Source organism: Ruegeria sp. HKCCD7221 (assembly GCF_013031225.1).
Taxonomy (GTDB): domain Bacteria; phylum Pseudomonadota; class Alphaproteobacteria; order Rhodobacterales; family Rhodobacteraceae; genus Ruegeria.
The window spans coordinates 435,029-451,502 of sequence record NZ_WPZE01000002.1 but is presented as its reverse complement, the minus strand read 5'-3'; the positions used below and the strand labels follow the sequence as shown (position 1 = coordinate 451,502).

Sequence of the window (16,474 nt, the reverse complement as noted above, 5' to 3'; positions counted from 1 at the left end):
TTAATAAACGGAGAGGCCAAATGAAAATCGGTTGCCCCAAGGAAATCAAACCGCAAGAGTTCCGCGTCGGCATGACACCCAACGCCGCGCAAGAGGCCATTGCCAGAGGTCACGAGGTGATTATCGAAACCGGGGCCGGACAGGGCTCGGGCTTTGACAATGCCGACTACATCGCAGCCGGAGCGACGATCGTCGACACCGCGGCCGAGGTTTTCGCCACGGCAGACATGATCGTCAAAGTGAAAGAACCGCAGGCAGCCGAGCGCAAGATGCTGCGCGAAGGTCAGTTGTTGTTTACCTACCTCCACCTTGCACCCGATCCAGATCAGACGCATGACCTGCTTGCTTCGGGGTGTACGGCCATTGCTTATGAAACCGTAACCGACTCCAGCGGTGGCCTGCCCTTGCTTGCGCCGATGTCCGAAGTCGCGGGTCGCCTTGCGCCGCAAGTCGGCTCATGGACCCTCCAGAAGGCCAACGGTGGCCGCGGGGTGCTGATGGGCGGTGTCCCCGGTGTAGGCCCCGCGAAAGTTGTGGTCATCGGCGGGGGCGTTGTGGGAACGCATGCCGCCCAGATCGCAGCCGGCATGGGCGCAGATGTCACTGTGCTGGACCGCTCTCTGCCGCGCTTGCGCTACCTCGACGACGTGTTCGGGAACAGGTTCAAGAACCAGTACTCGACGGCCGGTGCCACGGCTGAGCTGATTCAAACCGCGGACATGGTCATCGGTGCGGTGCTGATCCCCGGAGCCGCTGCGCCAAAACTGGTTACGCGCGAACAGCTATCCACGATGAAACCCGGCGCGGTTTTGGTTGACGTCGCCATTGACCAGGGTGGTTGTTTCGAGACCTCAAAAGCCACAACCCACGCCGAGCCGATCTACGAGGTCGATGGCATCATGCACTATTGCGTGGCCAATATGCCCGGCGCCGTCGCGCGGACTTCGACCATTGCATTGGGGAACGCGACGATGCCCTTCATGCTGGCGCTAGCCGACAAAGGTTGGAAACAGGCCTGTCAGGACGATCCGCACCTGCTGGCCGGGCTGAATGTTCACGCCGGACAACTGACCTATTATGCGGTCGGTAAGGCACTGGGGATCGACGTTGTATCACCCAATGTGGTGATCAAGTCCTGAACCCTCCCGCCCCTGAAAGCGCCCTCTGCCGAGGGCGTTTACAGCGTTGGGTCCGGCGCCGCGCCAAAGGCGCGGCGCCGGACCCAACCGGAGAAGGGCATTTTCAATGCCCGACGACGGGCGGGAGCACTTACGCCTGTTTGTGAATCTCCACCGAATGCGGATATGGAATCGAGACACCCTTGGCGTCGAACGCTTCCTTGATCGCTTTGGTCAACTCGAACTTCACGTCCCAGTAATCGGCATTTGCGCACCACAACCGTGCGGTCAAATCAACCGAGCTGTCGCCCAGATTGGTCACCCGTACCCAGGGTTCGGGATCGCTCAGAATGCGGCTGTCCGCCTGCGCGACACTTAGAATGATCTTCATCGCCTCATCCGCGCTGTCGCCATAGTCGATCCCAAACACCAAATCGACACGCCGGGTATCATGCGCCGAATAGTTCGAGATGATCGACCCCCAGGACTGACCATTGGGGACAATGATCTGTACGTTGTCGGGCGTCACAAGCTCGGTCGTGAATAGGTTCAGGTCTTTCACGGTGCCGGACGTCCCGCCAATGTCGACATACTGACCCAGCTTGTAGGGGCGGAACACCACCAGCATCACTCCGGCGGCAAGATCACTGAGCGTTCCCTGAAGCGCCAAACCGATCGCAAGCGAAGCAGCACCCAGAATGGCGACGATGCTGGTCGCCTCGATGCCGAAAATGCCCAGCACGGCGACCAGAACCATGGCCAGTATCGCCCATTTCACAAGGCTGGCGACAAAATTCCCAAGCGTCTGATCAATGTTCGGTGTTGCATTGATCCGGCGGCGGACCACGCCGCTGATCGCTCCGGCCACGATCCACCCAAGGATTAGAACAATCAATGCCTTCACAGCGTTCACGATAAGGGGGGCAAACGCACCCACCTGAGTCACGACCTCATCCACGCGCTTCTCCTTTCCGAGTTGTTCCTGACCCGCGACGGCTGCGCGGGATTGCCGAAGTTTGAGCGATAACGGGGCTTTGGTCTAGGTGTGAGATCCAGACCTTTTCCCCGTTGTTCCAGAATACACAGCCGCTGACCGGCTGCGCACACTCCCACCACTGGAAGGATCGTCCATCCGTGCTTACCTGTTGCAGACCGTCTGAAAGGAACCAACCATGCTGGACACCACCTCACACCCGATTACAGCCCGCTGGCCTACCAGCAGCCCCGACAAGATCCAACTCTATTCCTATCCTACGCCCAATGGCGTCAAAGTCTCGATCATGCTGGAAGAAACCGGCCTGCCCTATGAGCCGCATCTGGTCACGCTGTCCGACAAGGATGTTAAAAGCCCCGAGTTTCTTTCGCTGAATCCCAACAACAAGATCCCCGCGATCATCGACCCCAATGGTCCGGACGGAGAACCGCTGGCGCTTTTCGAAAGCGGTGCGATTCTGCTGTATCTCGCCGAAAAAAGCGGCAAGCTGCTGGGGTCAACGCCGGCCGACAAACATCGTGTCACCCAATGGCTGATGTTTCAGATGGGCGGTCTTGGGCCGATGTTCGGACAGTTGGGCTATTTCCACAAATTCGCCGGAAAAGAGATCGAAGACCCACGCCCCCGCGAACGGTACATCGCCGAAGCGAAACGGTTGCTGAACGTCCTGGACACACAACTCAGCGGTCAAGACTGGATCGCCGGAGAGTATTCGGTCGCCGACATAGCCATCGTCCCATGGCTGCGCGGTTTGGACTATTATGGCGTCAAAGAGATCGTTGGATGGGACGATTTCGCGAACCTTCAACCCTATGTCGACCGGTTCCTTGCACGGCCCGCCGTTCAGCGCGGCCTGCGCATTCCAGCGACAGAGTAAAACCGGGTAGGGTGAGGTCCCGCCTCACCCCGCACCTTCACTTCAGCCAGGAAGTTTGCCCGTCAAGACGTACCGCAGCACGTCAACAACTTGCGCGGGCTGCTCGGCAACTGCCAGCGCAGCGGCGTCCACCTCTTTCAGGGCGTGCTGGTGATCGGGGCCGTGCAATACGATCAGGGACTTGCCCAAAGCCGCAGCATACCCTGCGTCGAACGCTGCGTTCCACTGCTTGTACTTCTCGCCAAACCGCACCACGACAACGTCAGCATCGGTGATCCCGTTGCGCGTGCGAATAGCGTTAACCATCGCGCCCTTATGGTCATGCCAGTATTTGTTCGACTCGGCACCCAGAATGGTCACTCCGCAATCATCGCTGGCGTCGTGATCCGTCACGGGGCTGTTGAACGTAATATCCAACCCTTTTGCGCCTTCGATGATCTGCTCACGCCAGTCGGTGTGAATCTCTCCGGACAGGTAAACGCTCAGGCTCATGGAACTCTCCTTGCTGGTTGGCGCGACCCTAGTGCGAATTCCTTGGCAACCCAAGAGGTCGCAACGTCATAGGTTCGGCAAAAAAAGCGCGCCCGAAGGCGCGCCCTAAACTTCGATTGCAGACCGGCTTAACCGCGCAGGGTTCCACCGGTCGCCTTGGTAACCTTGGCGATGATCTTCTGGGCGGCCGCCTCGATATCTTCTTCCTTGAGCGTCTTGTCAGTCGGCTGAAGGCGAACAGTAATGGCAAGGGATTTCTTGCCCTCACCGACGCTGCCACCGATGAATTCGTCAAAGACACGCACATCCTCGATCAGTGCCTTGTCCGCACCTGCGGCCGCATTGACCAAGGTCAGTGCCTCGACACTTTCGTCTACGACAAAGGCAAAATCCCGCTCGACCGCTTGCAGGTCACGCAGTTCTAATGCCGCTCGGGTCGCGCCGGACTTACGGGGCAGAGGCACCTCATCCGGCCATATGGTAAAGGCCATCGCCGGGCCTTTGATATCCATCGCCTGCAGGATACGCGGGTGCAGTTCACCAAACACACCCAACACCTTTTTCGGACCCAGACAGATTCTACCGTGACGGCCCGGATGCCACCACGCATCGCTATCGCGCAGAATCTGAACCTTGGCGGGCGCACCAATGGCTGCAAGCACAGCCTCGGCATCTGCTTTCACGTCGAACAAGTCGACGGGGCGTGACGCACCATGCACATCTTTTGGCCCGTCGCGGCCGACCAGCAGACCGGAAATCTGAGTTTTCTGATCCCCCGGTTCGCCATCATGGAAGACAGGGCCGACCTCGAACAGGGCCACATCTGCATATCCGCGCGCCTGATTGCGCGCCGCCGCCTGCAACAGACCGGGCAGAAGATCGGGGCGCATATGGCTCATCTCAGACGAGATCGGGTTTTCCAACTGCGTCACCTCATCACCGCCACCGAACAGCGCAGCCGACGCCTGATCAATGAACGTGTATGACACGCACTCATTATACCCCAAGGCCGCGCAAGTACGACGCGCCATGGATTGACGGCGCTGTGTGGGCGTCATCACCGGTTTGGGGATACCATCCGTGATACGCGGCAGCGGCTTGCCTTTCAGCTTGGTCAGGGACGCAATCCGCGCGACCTCTTCCACCAGATCGGCTTCACCCATGATATCGGGGCGCCAACTAGGAACATGGGCCATCTCGCCCTCAAGGCGGAACCCCAGACGGGTCAGGGTCTGGCGCTGCTCGCTTTCGGGAATATCCATCCCGACCAGCGACTGCACACGCGCCGCGTCCAGCTTGTAGGCACGCGCATGGTTCGGTGCTTTGCCTGCTTCGACAACGGACGAAACCTCGCCCCCGCAGATATCCAGAATCATCTGCGTTGCCTGCTCCAGCCCTTCGCGGGTGTAATCGGGATCAACGCCACGTTCGAACCGATACCGCGCGTCCGAGTTGATCTTGAGCGCACGACCGGTCAGGGCGATCTGCACATGATCCCAGAACGCGCTTTCGAGGAAGACATTTACTGTCTCTTCGGTACAACCGGTTTCCTCGCCACCCATGATGCCAGCGATAGATTCCGCGCCCTTGTCGTCCGAAATCACCATCATGCCGGGCTGCAAAGTGTATTCTTTTTCGTCCAGCGCCACCAGCTTCTCGCCGCCCTTAGCGCGATGAACGCGCAGGTTGCCCTGCACCTTGTCCGCATCAAACACATGCAACGGGCGGTTCTGGTCAAAGGTCATGTAATTAGTGATATCCACCAGAGCCGAAATCGGACGCAACCCAATCGCCTTCAACTGATCCTGCAACCATTGCGGGCTGGGTCCATTCCTGACCCCGCGGATCACCCGTCCAGTGAAATGAGGCGCACCGTCGAGCGTGTCTTCGTCAATCGTCACCTTGATCGGGCTTTCGAAATCGCCGGGTACAGGCGTATAGTCACGCTGCTTCAGCGTCCCCACACCCCGCGCGGCCAGATCGCGCGCAATCCCCGCCACACCAAGCGCATCGGGGCGGTTCGGCGTGATCGCGATCTCGATCATCGGGTCGACCTTCGAGGGTTCATTCTCGGCCAGCCAGTCCACGAACGTGTCACCCACCTCGCCCGAGGGCAGCTCGATAATGCCGTCATGTTCGTCCGACAGCTCCAGCTCGCGCTCGGACGCCATCATGCCAAAGCTTTCGACGCCGCGAATCTTGCCGACGCTGATGGTGATATCCAGACCAGGGATATACATGCCCGGCTTGCAGACAACGACCGTGATCCCTGTGCGGGCATTGGGCGCACCGCAGATGATCTGCAAATCGCCCTCATCGGTTTCCACGGTGCACACACGCAGCTTATCCGCGTCGGGGTGCTTCTCGGCATGTTTCACATGGCCCAGCGTAAAGCCTGCCAGCCGGTCCGCCGGGTTCACGATCTCTTCGACCTCAAGGCCAAGGTCGGTCAGCGCCTCGGCGATCTCATCAACCGACGCATCCGTATCGAGGTGGTCTTTCAGCCAGGACAGAGTGAATTTCATTGCAGCGGGCTTTCTTGGGCAATCATCCGTTTGGCACAGGCAATGGCAAAGATTGCGCCAAGGTGCAAGCGCTGCGCGCTACGGATAGGTGGGGGTGCGGCCCAAAAGCTCGTCCAATTGCCAGCCGATCCAGCCATGCGGAATGAAATGTCCGCCCGGATGCGTGTCCAGCACCACCTGCCCCTGCGCGCAATCGGTCCATTCCGTGCGGCTGAGCGTCAGGAACGGCTTCACGCTCCAATCCCCGCGCGGGGTCGCGCCGTTGCAATTGTACTTCTCGCGCCACAGCGCCACCGGATAGGTCGTGTCCCCATCGGGGCCAAGGGGGAAATCCATCACTGTATCATCCAAGCCATGCACATGCCGCACCTCGCGCGGGGCTTCGGGACAGGTTTCCGTCTGACGGATCGAGCCGGCAACGGCCAGCAGCGCCGCCATGTCATTACCCGACTGGCACACAAAGCGCCACGCCATCGCACCGCCATAAGAATACCCCGAGACATAGATGCGGTCCGGGTCCACCGGATAGCGATTGGCCACATCCTCTAGCACCCGATCGGCAAACGGGACATCCCCGGTATCCGCCGACCAGAAATTCCAGCTTTTGCCCAAGCCGTTCGGGGCCACCAGCAACACACCCCGCAGCTTCGTGGCCCCCGCGATCCGTTCATGGTTCACCACTACGGTGCCCTGCCGCGACCATCCGTGAAAATGCAGCAGCACCGGCAGAGGACTTTCCCCATCCCATCCATCCGGCTCCAGCACATGATACGAGCGGTCCCCGACCTCACAGGCGGTATCGCCATGGCAATCGGATTTCCAAGGTCCCATGGCGAGCGCCGGGGTTGCGGTCATCAAGAGGAAAAGCAGTCGATAGATCATAGGCCAGAGCCTAGTCACCTGACACGCGGTGTCACATAAAATATTGGTGTAGGCCGGGCTTCAGCCCGGCACCCATCCGAACCAAATGGCGGGCTAAAGCCCGGCCTACAATCAACGCAGCGCCAAGCCGTACAATTCTACTTTCTCTTCTTTGTCCCGCGCTGCACTCGCAAAATTCGCAATTTTTCTTCCTGTCGCGGCCTCACTTGCATGCTGAAACGAACGTAAGCGGCCCAAATACCTGGGCAAACCGCTACAAGAAGGACAAAACCCATCAACACAGCGCTGGAACCTGCAATAGAAACAGCCACTCGTGTAACTATCACAATCCCAAACGCTAGACCCAAAAGCCAACGTAAGGGAGCATGTGAAACCCGATCGTCCCAACAATCCAAGTAACGGGCCAGATACAGTCCCAGCGGATATATTTACCGCGACAAACCACCATGCAGGTTCGGCATATCCAGCGCCGCGAACCCGTAGTGGCGCAGCCAGCGCAGATCGCTATCAAAGAACGCCCGCAGATCAGGAATACCGTATTTCAGCATCGCCAGACGGTCGATACCGATGCCGAACGCAAAGCCCTGATAGGCTTCGGGGTCGATCCCGCCGGCGGCGATGACCTTGGGGTGGACCATGCCGGAACCCAGAATTTCCATCCAGTCGTCGCCCTCGCCGATCTTTAGCTGGCCGTTATCCCATGAACAGCGGATATCGACCTCGGCCGACGGCTCGGTGAAGGGGAAGTGCGAGGCGCGGAAGCGTAGTTCGACATCGTCGACTTCGAAGAACGCCTTCACGAACTCTTCCAGAACCCATTTCAGGTTCGCCATCGAGATGTCTTTGTCGATGGCCAACCCCTCGACCTGATGGAACATCGGCGTGTGGGTCTGGTCGTAGTCGGCGCGGTACACACCGCCCGGACAGATCACGCGGATCGGCGCGCCTTGCAGTTCCATCGACCTGATCTGCACCGGAGACGTATGGGTCCGCAGCACATGCGGCGGGCGATTGTCACCCTCGGCACGGTGCATGTAGAACGTATCCATCTCGGCCCGTGCAGGGTGGTGGCCGGGGATGTTCAGCGCGTCGAAGTTGTACCAGTCGTCTTCAATGCGCGGCCCTTCGGCCACCGAGAAACCCAGTTCAGCAAAGATCGCAGTCAGTTCCTCGGTCGCCTGACTGACCGGGTGGATCGACCCCTGTCGGCGCGCGCGGGTCGGCAGGGTCACGTCCAGCCATTCAGTGCGCAGGCGTTCGTCCAGCGCGGCATCGGCCAAAGCCGCCTTTTTCGCGGACAGGGCCGAGTTGATCTCGTCCTTCAAAGCGTTCAGCGCAGGGCCTGCGACCTGACGTTCCTCGGGCGTCATCTTGCCCAGTTCGCGCATTTTTAGCGCGACCTCGCCTTTTTTGCCCACGGCCGCGACGCGGATCGCCTCAAGCGCGTTCTCGTCGCCTGCCTCGGCGATCTGCCCCAGATATTTTGCCTTAAGATCGTCCATGACGCTTCCTGAACCTGGCCTCTGACTGATGTTCAGGACCTGCTATCACAGCGACGCGCGAAAGCAAGAGGGGGCCGGTGCGCTTTCAAATCGACCGCAGCGCGATTGCCTCGGCCTTGCGCTGTACGGGCCGTGATGTCGGGCCATAGCTGCCAGGATGGTCGCGTAATTCGGGAAACAGCGCGAAAAGTTCATCCGCCGTGTCAGCACCAAGCCCCTTTAGCCCTTCACCCCCTGGAAAAAAACTCTCAGAAATCAAGCCAGAGGTTGAGACAAGCTGATGGCGATCAAACATCAGATGCACATAGCGCACGATATCGCAGGGCGCAGAGGCGATCGTTTTGCCATTGGTCAAAGCGCTGGCGGCGATCAGCACGTCGTCCTCGCCAAACAGCAATTGCGCCTGCCAGCCAGAAATCAGCAACCGATGTTGGGGTGAGACAAGGATGTCGCGCTGCGCGCCCAAGGTGCCGGCCTGAATCCGAACAGGGGCAAACCGGCCGTTGCCCCTGACCGTCTGCCCTCCGACCCACCGCACCGGGCACGCACCGTCGTCAACCGTCAAAACCAGATCGCCCGGCCGCAGCGTTTCAACCCGACGCGGGCCGTCCGGTGTCTCCACAAGCGCACCCGCCACAAAACAGGCCGCACCGCTGTCACCCGGCGAAAGAGGCGCGTTAACCTGCGTATCAGGGTCTGGCTGATTAAACTGAATAGACGTCGTCGTCTGACCCGGATTTGTCAAAACCGGCAGGTTTTCCGAGGTCGCACCAGCAGCGGCCCCATCCAAAGCCAGAATATTCTGCGTCCCGCGACCGATGTCGTAAAAGTCGATCACTTCGTTCGTCGCGGTGTTGGTGAGCGCATAAGCCTCAAAAATGTTCGGACCACCGCCGTTAGGATCGGTAAGCAGGATCGGGAAATCGTCCGCCGAGATCACAAAGACCTGCTCGCCGTTGTCAGGGTCGGTAAAGACCTGAACAGACGGGTCATCAAGCGGAATTTCTATGCCGACCGTACCATTGGCCTGATAAAAGGACACCGTGAAATCCGATGGGTCCTCGGACGGGCTGAGCGAGACTTCCAGAAACTCGGCCACGCCTGTTTGCGCGGCATACGCGTTCGAATAATGTAGTTCACTGATACGAGCCATATGTCCACCGACACACAAAGGTTTGTCGGGACTATACCCTCAAAACCAAAAACCGAACCTTAATACACATGAGATTTGGACCGGGGATCACTCATTTGCAACAATCCGGCGATCGGCGTGACGGCAATCAATAGCTGTATTCGGGATAAATCCGGGTCAGATCGCCGTTCCAGTCGCCATTGTAGTGATCCAGCAACTCATCCGCGGGGACTTTGCCTGTCTCGATGCTGTCCTTCAGAGCGTTCAGAAAATGGGTCTCATCCGGAACCAACCCGCCAGCGCCGGGCAAGGCGCGGGACTTCAGGCCAGACTCGGCAATCGAAACAACTTCGCGCGCAAGATCGTGCATGTTGATGTTTCCGACCCGTGCCTGCAGGCCATCTTTAGCGGCCTCGACGCGTAAGGATTCGCGCGTTTCAGCGTCCCATCCTTTGACCAGATCCCACGCGGCATCCAGTGCACCCTGGTCATAGGTCAGACCCACCCAGAAAGCAGGCAACGCACACAGGCGACGCCAAGGGCCGCCATCTGCGCCGCGCATCTCCATGAACTTCTTGATCCGCGCTTCGGGGAAGGCGGTCGTCAGGTGATCGGCCCAATCCGATAGGGTTGGCGTTTCACCGGGCAGCGCGGGCAGCTTGCCCTGCAGGAAGTCGCGGAAGGACATGCCCAGCGCGTCGATATACTGCCCATCGCGATAAACGAAGTACATCGGCACATCGAGCGCGTATTGCACGTAACGCTCGAACCCGAAGCCTTCTTCGAACACGAAAGGCAGCATTCCGGTCCGTGCATCGTCCAAATGCCGCCAGATATAGCTGCGCCAGCTTTTCTGGCCGTTCACCTTGCCCTCGAAGAACGGCGAGTTCGCAAACAGTGCGGTCGCCACCGGCTGCAACGCCAGCGCCACACGCAATTTCTGCACCATGTCGGCCTCGGACCCAAAGTCAATATTGACCTGAACCGTACAGGTGCGACGCATCATGGCGCGCCCCATGGTGCCAACCTTTTCCATATAGTCGTTCATCAACCGATAGCGGCCCTTGGGCATCAACGGCATCTCGTCATGGGTCCAGATGGGGGCCGCGCCCAGTCCGATGAACCCCACGCCGATCTCGTCGGCAATATCCTTCACCTCGCGCAGGTGGGTGTTCACCTCATCGCAGGTCTCGTGGATGGTCTCGAGCGGAGCACCCGACAACTCCAGCGCACCGCCGGGTTCAAGGCTGACATTCGCGCCGTCTTTCTCAAGCCCGATCAAGTGACCCGCTTCGCGCACCTCGGCCCAGCCATGGCGGTCGCGCAGACCTTCCAGCACAGCCACGATCGAGCGTTTGCCTTCAAACGGCAGCGGTTTCAGAGTGTCCTTGCAATAGCCGAACTTCTCATGCTCGGTCCCGATACGCCAATCGGACTTGGGCTTGCAGCCCGATTCCAGATATTCGGCAAGTTGTTCGTGGCGTTCGATCGGCCCGCCGCCGGACTGGGGGATGGACATGAACCGCTCTCCGATCCTGATGTGTCTGTCTTTCGGTCAGTCGTGCGGTGAAATGCCGCCAGTGTCAATGCAGCCGAAGATGTGGCGGGCGCATCGGGTTACGCTCCCATATGACTACCGGATGCACGCCTCCGCTGTTCAGTTCCGCCAGCATTGCTTCGGTTTTAAGCCCCGGCAAGGCCGAGAAAACGTCGAACAACGCCTCGGCCCCTTCTGCATTCACAGGAATGTGAAGCGCAGGCTGACCCGGCTGATCCAGAACCCAATGCGCAGGGTTCGAGGTCGGGTCCAATGCCAGCCGCTCGATTTCACGTGCAGCGACGATGCCACCATCCAACGGGCCAAGATAGGTGATCTGCCCTTCGTCAATAGTAACAACGCCGGGTCCGCCTGCTCCGGTTCTGAACCGCGCGCGTTGAATACCGATCACGGTCAACGCCGCGGCGACAATCACCAGCACCCACCCCAACCAGCCAAGCAGGCCCCCGGGGCCGCTGATCCAACTGAGTCCGACCAACAGAACCACACCGGCCGCCAGCACCTCGCGCCAGCGCCACAGGGTCAGTTTGGCTTCGGGTCGGATGAAACTCATGCCGGGTCCTTTGGGGTCTTGAACAGGATCAGGGAATACTGACCTGCGGGTTTAAATCCGATTGCGATATAAGCACGCGCAGCGGAATCGGAAGCCGCAAAAAGAACAGCGCGGGTTACACCCGCCGCCCGAGCCTCAAGCAGGTGCAGCGCGACGGCCAATTTCGCATAGCCGCATCCGCGCAAGGTAGGCGGGGTATAAACGCCACCGATTTGCACCACTTCGGGCAATCGCGCATTGAATCCCGTCATTCCCACAGGCTGACCAGAAACCAGCAAAGCCCGGTGAGAATCGCGTTCGACATAGGCGGCAACGTCTTTCTTTGACTGGTTTTGCGCGCGATCCTCGTCGAAATCCATCGCTTCGGTCAGGTAGCTCTGACGCCAGCCCTCGGCAATCTCGCGATCCACATCACCCAGCGGCACTAGCGTGGCGCCGGACGTATCGGGCAAGACGATGTGGTTCAGATCCAGTGTGAAGCCCGGTTCGTCACTGTTCATGGTCGCAGGCCGATTATCCCACCCCGCCAAATGCATGAATCGGCGGGCCTGCGTTGCCTCGGCCGCCAGACCGAACAATGCGCGGCCCCGGATCAACTCTATCGCTTCTAAAAGCTCGGCATCGCTGCAATCAGGGCATTGCGGCAGCACCATACCCTCGTTCGTGATGGCAAGAATGGCACGCGGACTATCGCCCAATGCCCAGACATTCAACGCGCGCGGGTCACACCCCCGCAAACCAAAATCACGCAAATTGGCCAGAGGAAACATCGATGTCTGAATGTGTTTCGACAGAAACCGGTCGATCATTGGCACGTCTTCTTGCCGCGCCTGCCGCCACGTCACGTCCAATCCCCCAGCGCCTGCTGCCACATTGTCAGCGCAGCAACCGCCGCCGTATCCGCCCGCAGGATGCGTGGGCCCAGACTGACCACATGCGCAAAGGGCAACCCAGACAGGCGCGAGCGTTCCCGATCGGAAAACCCTCCTTCGGGCCCTATGAGGATAGCCCAGGGCTGATCCTTTTCGTTCGCTGCCAGACGCAGGGCTGATCCCACCTCGGCCTCGTCACAGAACATCAGTTGGCGACCGTCAGGCCATGAATCCAGCACGCGGTCCAGACGCTGCAGGTCGGCGACTTGGGGTACATAAGTCCCGCCGCATTGCTCAGCGGCTTCGACCGCGTGGGCCTGCAGGCGGTCCTGTCGGATACGTTCGGAATTGGTGAATTCGGTCTGGACGGGCAGGATGCGCGCGGCACCCATCTCGGCCGCCTTTTCGACAATGAAATCGGTCCGTGCTTTTTTGATCGGCGCAAAAAGCAGCCACAGATCAGGCGGCAGTTGCAAAGGTTTGGACTGTTTCAAACAGGTCAGCACCCCGCCGCGTTTTCCGGCCTGCACGACCTGGGCCAGCCACTCTCCGTCTTGGCCGTTGAACAGCGCCACGTGCCCGCCCACGGCCAGACGCATGACGCCGAAAAGGTAATGCGCCTGCTCGCGCGTCAAATCAACGGATTGCCCCGGACCCAGAGGGTGCTCTACATACAGTCTGATCTTTGCACTCATGAGACGTTACATATGCAAGGCAACGCCCCAACACCAGACGGTCAGGTCGCCGATGCGGTATCCGGCAACTGGGTCGATACACACGCGCCCGCTTTCGCCCGGCCATACTTGCGCCTGAGCCGTGCAGACCGGCCCATCGGCACATGGCTATTGCTGATCCCCTGCTGGTGGGGTCTGGCGCTGGCGATCCTGAGCGACGGCAATCCGCGTTTGGAAGATCTTTGGATCGCTGTCGCCTGTGCCATCGGTGCGTTCCTGATGCGGGGCGCGGGCTGCACATGGAATGATATCACCGACCGAGAATTCGATGCTCAGGTCGAACGCACCCGGTCGCGACCCATTCCTTCGGGACAAGTCAGTGTGCGGCAGGCTGCGTTCTGGATGTTGCTGCAATGCCTTCTGGCATTGATGATCCTGCTGACCTTCAACCGGGCCGCCATGGCAATGGGCGTGCTGTCTCTGCTTCCTGTAACGATCTACCCTTTCGCCAAACGCTTCACTTGGTGGCCGCAGGTGTTTCTGGGCCTCGCGTTCAATTGGGGCATCCTTCTGACTTGGGCCGCGCATACGGGAACAGTCAGCGTTCCCGCAATCACGCTGTATCTGGCAGGCATCGCGTGGACGTTGTTCTATGACACGATCTATGCCCATCAGGACGCCGAAGATGACGAGCTGATCGGCATCAAATCCACCGCCCGTCTATTTGGTGAGAACACGGCGAAATGGCTGAAATACTTCCTTGTCGCAACCGTCGCGTTAATGGGCCTTGCGATCATCGACGCAGCAACGGGACAGGCGTCGACCCTTGCACTGTTCGTGGCTCTTTTCGGTCCTTGGGCGATGGGATGGCATATGGCGTGGCAGTTGCGCGGATTGGACACGGATGACAACGCCAAGCTGCTGCAATTGTTCCGCGCCAATCGGGACACCGGCCTTATTCCGCTGATCTTCCTTGGCGTCGCGTTGCTGGTCTGATTGCACCTCGGCGCAGGCCTCTGTAAGAGTGCTGCTCAATCACCCGAGGAGTCGATTGCCCGCACATGCGCCTGCCCTATTTCATCGCCGTTGCCCTGATTTTCCTCGTGTCAGCCGGAGTATCCCTGCTGGCAGCCAGTTACGCGGTGACAAAGGTCGAAGAGGCATCCGAATTCGCAGTGCGGCGCGCGCTGGACCTTAAAGGCCATGACTGGGCCGAAGTTGAATCCGACGGCCTGCGAGTCATCCTGACCGGAACCGCACAGGATGAGGCCGCCCGTTTCAACGCATTAACAGCCGCAGGGACCGAAGTTGATACGTCGCGCGTCATTGACGAGATGCAGGTTGAAGCGACGCGTCAGTTGGCTCCACCACGCTTTTCCGCAGAAATCCTGCGCAACGACAGCGGCATTTCGGTTATTGGCCTCATACCTGCCAGCCAGGACCGGGACGCGTTGGTAGACCGGCTTCGCAATCTGAATGGCGGCAAGGTCTCGGACCTGATGGAAACCGCAGACTATCCAAAGCCGAAAGGCTGGGAAGAAGCGTTAAACTATTCGGTTGAGGCACTGGCGCGTCTGCCGCGCGCCAAAATCTCAGCCAGCCCCGGACTGGTCAAGATCACGGCCATCGCAGACAGCCAGCAGGAAAAAGAGCAACTGGAACAGGACCTGACCCGGGCAGCCCCCCCCAGCCTGCGCATCGGGCTGTCCATTTCGGCGCCAAGACCGGTGATCACGCCTTTCACCCTGCGTTATTTGATTGATGAGTCCGGCGGGACCTTTGATGCGTGCTCGGCGCAAGACGAAGAAGCGCGCGACACGATAATCCAAGCGGCGCAAGGCGCTGGTCTGACGGGTCCGTATTCCTGCACGATCGGGCTGGGTGTGCCATCGCCCCGCTGGCCCGAGGCTACATCTCTGGGCATTCGCGCGCTGGCGGAAATTGGTCAGGGTTCAATCACAATTTCGGACGCTGATGTAACGCTGGTCGCCGCCGAAGGCACCAATCCCGCGCTTTTTGACAGGATCGTAGGCGAGCTTGAGGCCGCTCTGCCCGGTGTTTTCGCCTTGCACGCCGTATTGCCGGAACCGACCGAAGACGCACCTGCGGGTCCGACAGAGTTCTCCGCAACACGCAGCCCTGAAGGTCTGGTGCAGATGCGCGGCCGTTTGGGTGACGAAGCGGCGCGCGACATGGTCGACAGTTTCGCACGGGCGGCTTTTGGGTCTGAACAAGTTTATACCGCCGCGCGGATTGCCCCCGATTTACCGTCAGACTGGCCCGTGCGCGTGCTGGCCGGGCTCGAAGCCCTGTCTCACCTGCACAATGGCGCTCTGACAGTAACGCCGGATGATGTCGTCCTTAGCGGCATCAGTCACGATCCCGAGTCCAAGGCCCGCATCGCCGGTCTGCTGTCCGAAAAACTGGGGGACGCGCAGGACTATACTCTGTCCATCACCTATCAAGCACCCCCTGAACCAGAAGACACGCTGCCGGACCCCGAAATGTGTGAGGAGCAGATCGCGGAGATTCAGGCAGCAACCAAAATTGCCTTCGAGCCGGGCTCGGCCACGATTGCGTCAGACTCGCGCGACACTGTGAACCAAATTGCCGACATTTTGCGAGAGTGCGGACCAATTCGGATGGAAATTCAGGGCCATACCGACAGTCAGGGCCGCGAAGAGATGAACCAGCAACTCAGCCAGGCGCGGGCACAGTCCATTCTGAACGAATTGCGCGGCCGCCGGATTCCAACCGGCAGCTACTCGGCCGTCGGCTATGGTGAAACCCAGCCCATCGCAGAAAACGACACCGAAGAAGGCCGTGAGGAAAACCGTCGGATCGAGTTCCGACTGATCCGACCCGAACCTGTCGCCAATTCCGAAACCGGGCTTGAGGCGATGGAAGCCACGACAGGCGACTCGGAAGACGCGCAGCCAGAAGCCGAAAATACCGGCGCAGAGGAACAGTAAGTTGAACAGAATCGAATTCATCATCGCCACCGCCGTTATCCTGTTTGCGGCATTCTGCATGGGCTGGTTCGCGAACTGGCTTGCGCACCGCCTGTCGCGTGTGCGTCAAAGCGATGTGGCCGATCTGGACCGCATGAGTCAGGAATTGCACGAAGCCGAAGAGACCCGCGATCAGGCGATTACCTACCTGCAACAGCGTGAAGCGGAACTGACCAACCAACTGACGCAGGCCGAGGCGGAATTGTCCGCAGCCATGGATGGCCTGCGCGCTGCACGTCAAGAGGCCGAAGAACTGCGGGGCCGTATCAACAACGCGGACTGAC

The 16,474-nt window shown here is 59.7% G+C and carries 15 protein-coding genes; 5 read left to right on the top strand and 10 right to left on the bottom strand.

Annotated features, from left to right (window positions below; genetic code table 11):
• Positions 1-20 precede the first annotated feature (20 nt).
• The gene (ald, locus tag GOX73_RS07840) at positions 21-1,139 is read left to right on the top strand and encodes an alanine dehydrogenase (RefSeq protein ID WP_171124322.1); all 1,119 of its coding nucleotides are present in this window, start codon (positions 21-23) and stop codon (positions 1,137-1,139) included.
• Between the two features lie 130 nt (positions 1,140-1,269).
• Here ald and GOX73_RS07835 read toward each other — a convergent pair whose 3' ends face one another.
• A complete protein-coding gene (locus GOX73_RS07835) occupies positions 1,270-2,076 on the bottom strand; it encodes a mechanosensitive ion channel domain-containing protein (RefSeq protein WP_171122723.1) in 807 nt (268 codons plus the stop codon).
• Between the two features lie 214 nt (positions 2,077-2,290).
• Between GOX73_RS07835 and GOX73_RS07830 the strand changes: the two genes are divergently transcribed.
• Positions 2,291-2,989 carry a glutathione S-transferase family protein gene (locus GOX73_RS07830; RefSeq protein ID WP_171124319.1) on the top strand — a complete coding sequence of 233 codons (699 nt, stop codon included), beginning with the start codon at positions 2,291-2,293 and terminating at the stop codon, positions 2,987-2,989.
• Positions 2,990-3,031: 42 nt separating this feature from the next.
• On the opposite strand, the gene GOX73_RS07825 is transcribed toward GOX73_RS07830, so the two are convergent.
• From GOX73_RS07825 to GOX73_RS07785, 9 genes are all read right to left on the bottom strand, one after another.
• Positions 3,032-3,481, bottom strand: coding sequence for a YtoQ family protein (locus GOX73_RS07825; protein ID WP_171124317.1), 450 nt, complete (start codon positions 3,479-3,481; stop codon positions 3,032-3,034).
• 128 nt (positions 3,482-3,609) lie between these two features.
• A complete protein-coding gene (pheT, locus tag GOX73_RS07820; RefSeq protein ID WP_171134845.1) occupies positions 3,610-6,006 on the bottom strand; it encodes a phenylalanine--tRNA ligase subunit beta in 2,397 nt (798 codons plus the stop codon).
• A 78-nt stretch (positions 6,007-6,084) separates the two neighbouring features.
• Positions 6,085-6,888: a PHB depolymerase family esterase gene (locus GOX73_RS07815; protein WP_171124313.1), complete on the bottom strand. Its 804-nt coding sequence runs from the start codon at positions 6,886-6,888 to the stop codon at positions 6,085-6,087.
• Between the two features lie 428 nt (positions 6,889-7,316).
• The gene (gene pheS / locus GOX73_RS07810) at positions 7,317-8,390 is read right to left on the bottom strand and encodes a phenylalanine--tRNA ligase subunit alpha (RefSeq protein ID WP_171124311.1); all 1,074 of its coding nucleotides are present in this window, start codon (positions 8,388-8,390) and stop codon (positions 7,317-7,319) included.
• An 85-nt stretch (positions 8,391-8,475) separates the two neighbouring features.
• Positions 8,476-9,543 carry a Hint domain-containing protein gene (locus GOX73_RS07805; RefSeq protein WP_171124309.1) on the bottom strand — a complete coding sequence of 356 codons (1,068 nt, stop codon included), beginning with the start codon at positions 9,541-9,543 and terminating at the stop codon, positions 8,476-8,478.
• Positions 9,544-9,670: 127 nt separating this feature from the next.
• Positions 9,671-11,041, bottom strand: coding sequence for a glutamate--cysteine ligase (locus GOX73_RS07800; RefSeq protein WP_171122737.1), 1,371 nt, complete (start codon positions 11,039-11,041; stop codon positions 9,671-9,673).
• Positions 11,042-11,105: 64 nt separating this feature from the next.
• Positions 11,106-11,633 (bottom strand): hypothetical protein, encoded by a 528-nt coding sequence (locus GOX73_RS07795; protein ID WP_171124306.1) that lies wholly within the window; start codon positions 11,631-11,633, stop codon positions 11,106-11,108.
• A complete protein-coding gene (locus tag GOX73_RS07790; protein WP_371808576.1) occupies positions 11,630-12,478 on the bottom strand; it encodes a GNAT family N-acetyltransferase in 849 nt (282 codons plus the stop codon). The genes GOX73_RS07795 and GOX73_RS07790 overlap by 4 nt, the downstream gene beginning before the upstream one ends.
• A complete protein-coding gene (locus GOX73_RS07785) occupies positions 12,475-13,200 on the bottom strand; it encodes a 16S rRNA (uracil(1498)-N(3))-methyltransferase (RefSeq protein WP_171124305.1) in 726 nt (241 codons plus the stop codon). The genes GOX73_RS07790 and GOX73_RS07785 overlap by 4 nt, the downstream gene beginning before the upstream one ends.
• Before the next feature lie 12 nt (positions 13,201-13,212).
• On the opposite strand from GOX73_RS07785, the gene ubiA reads away from it, so the two are divergent.
• The 3 genes from ubiA to GOX73_RS07770 all read left to right on the top strand — a co-directional run bounded on the left by ubiA (position 13,213) and on the right by GOX73_RS07770 (position 16,473).
• The gene (gene ubiA, locus GOX73_RS07780) at positions 13,213-14,175 is read left to right on the top strand and encodes a 4-hydroxybenzoate octaprenyltransferase (protein WP_171124303.1); all 963 of its coding nucleotides are present in this window, start codon (positions 13,213-13,215) and stop codon (positions 14,173-14,175) included.
• A 65-nt stretch (positions 14,176-14,240) separates the two neighbouring features.
• Complete coding sequence (locus GOX73_RS07775) at positions 14,241-16,151, top strand: OmpA family protein (RefSeq protein ID WP_171134844.1); 1,911 nt, start codon at positions 14,241-14,243, stop codon at positions 16,149-16,151.
• Between the two features lies 1 nt (position 16,152).
• Entirely contained in the window at positions 16,153-16,473 is a 321-nt protein-coding gene (locus tag GOX73_RS07770; protein ID WP_170387322.1) for a hypothetical protein, read from the top strand.
• The last annotated feature ends 1 nt before the right edge of the window (position 16,474 follow it).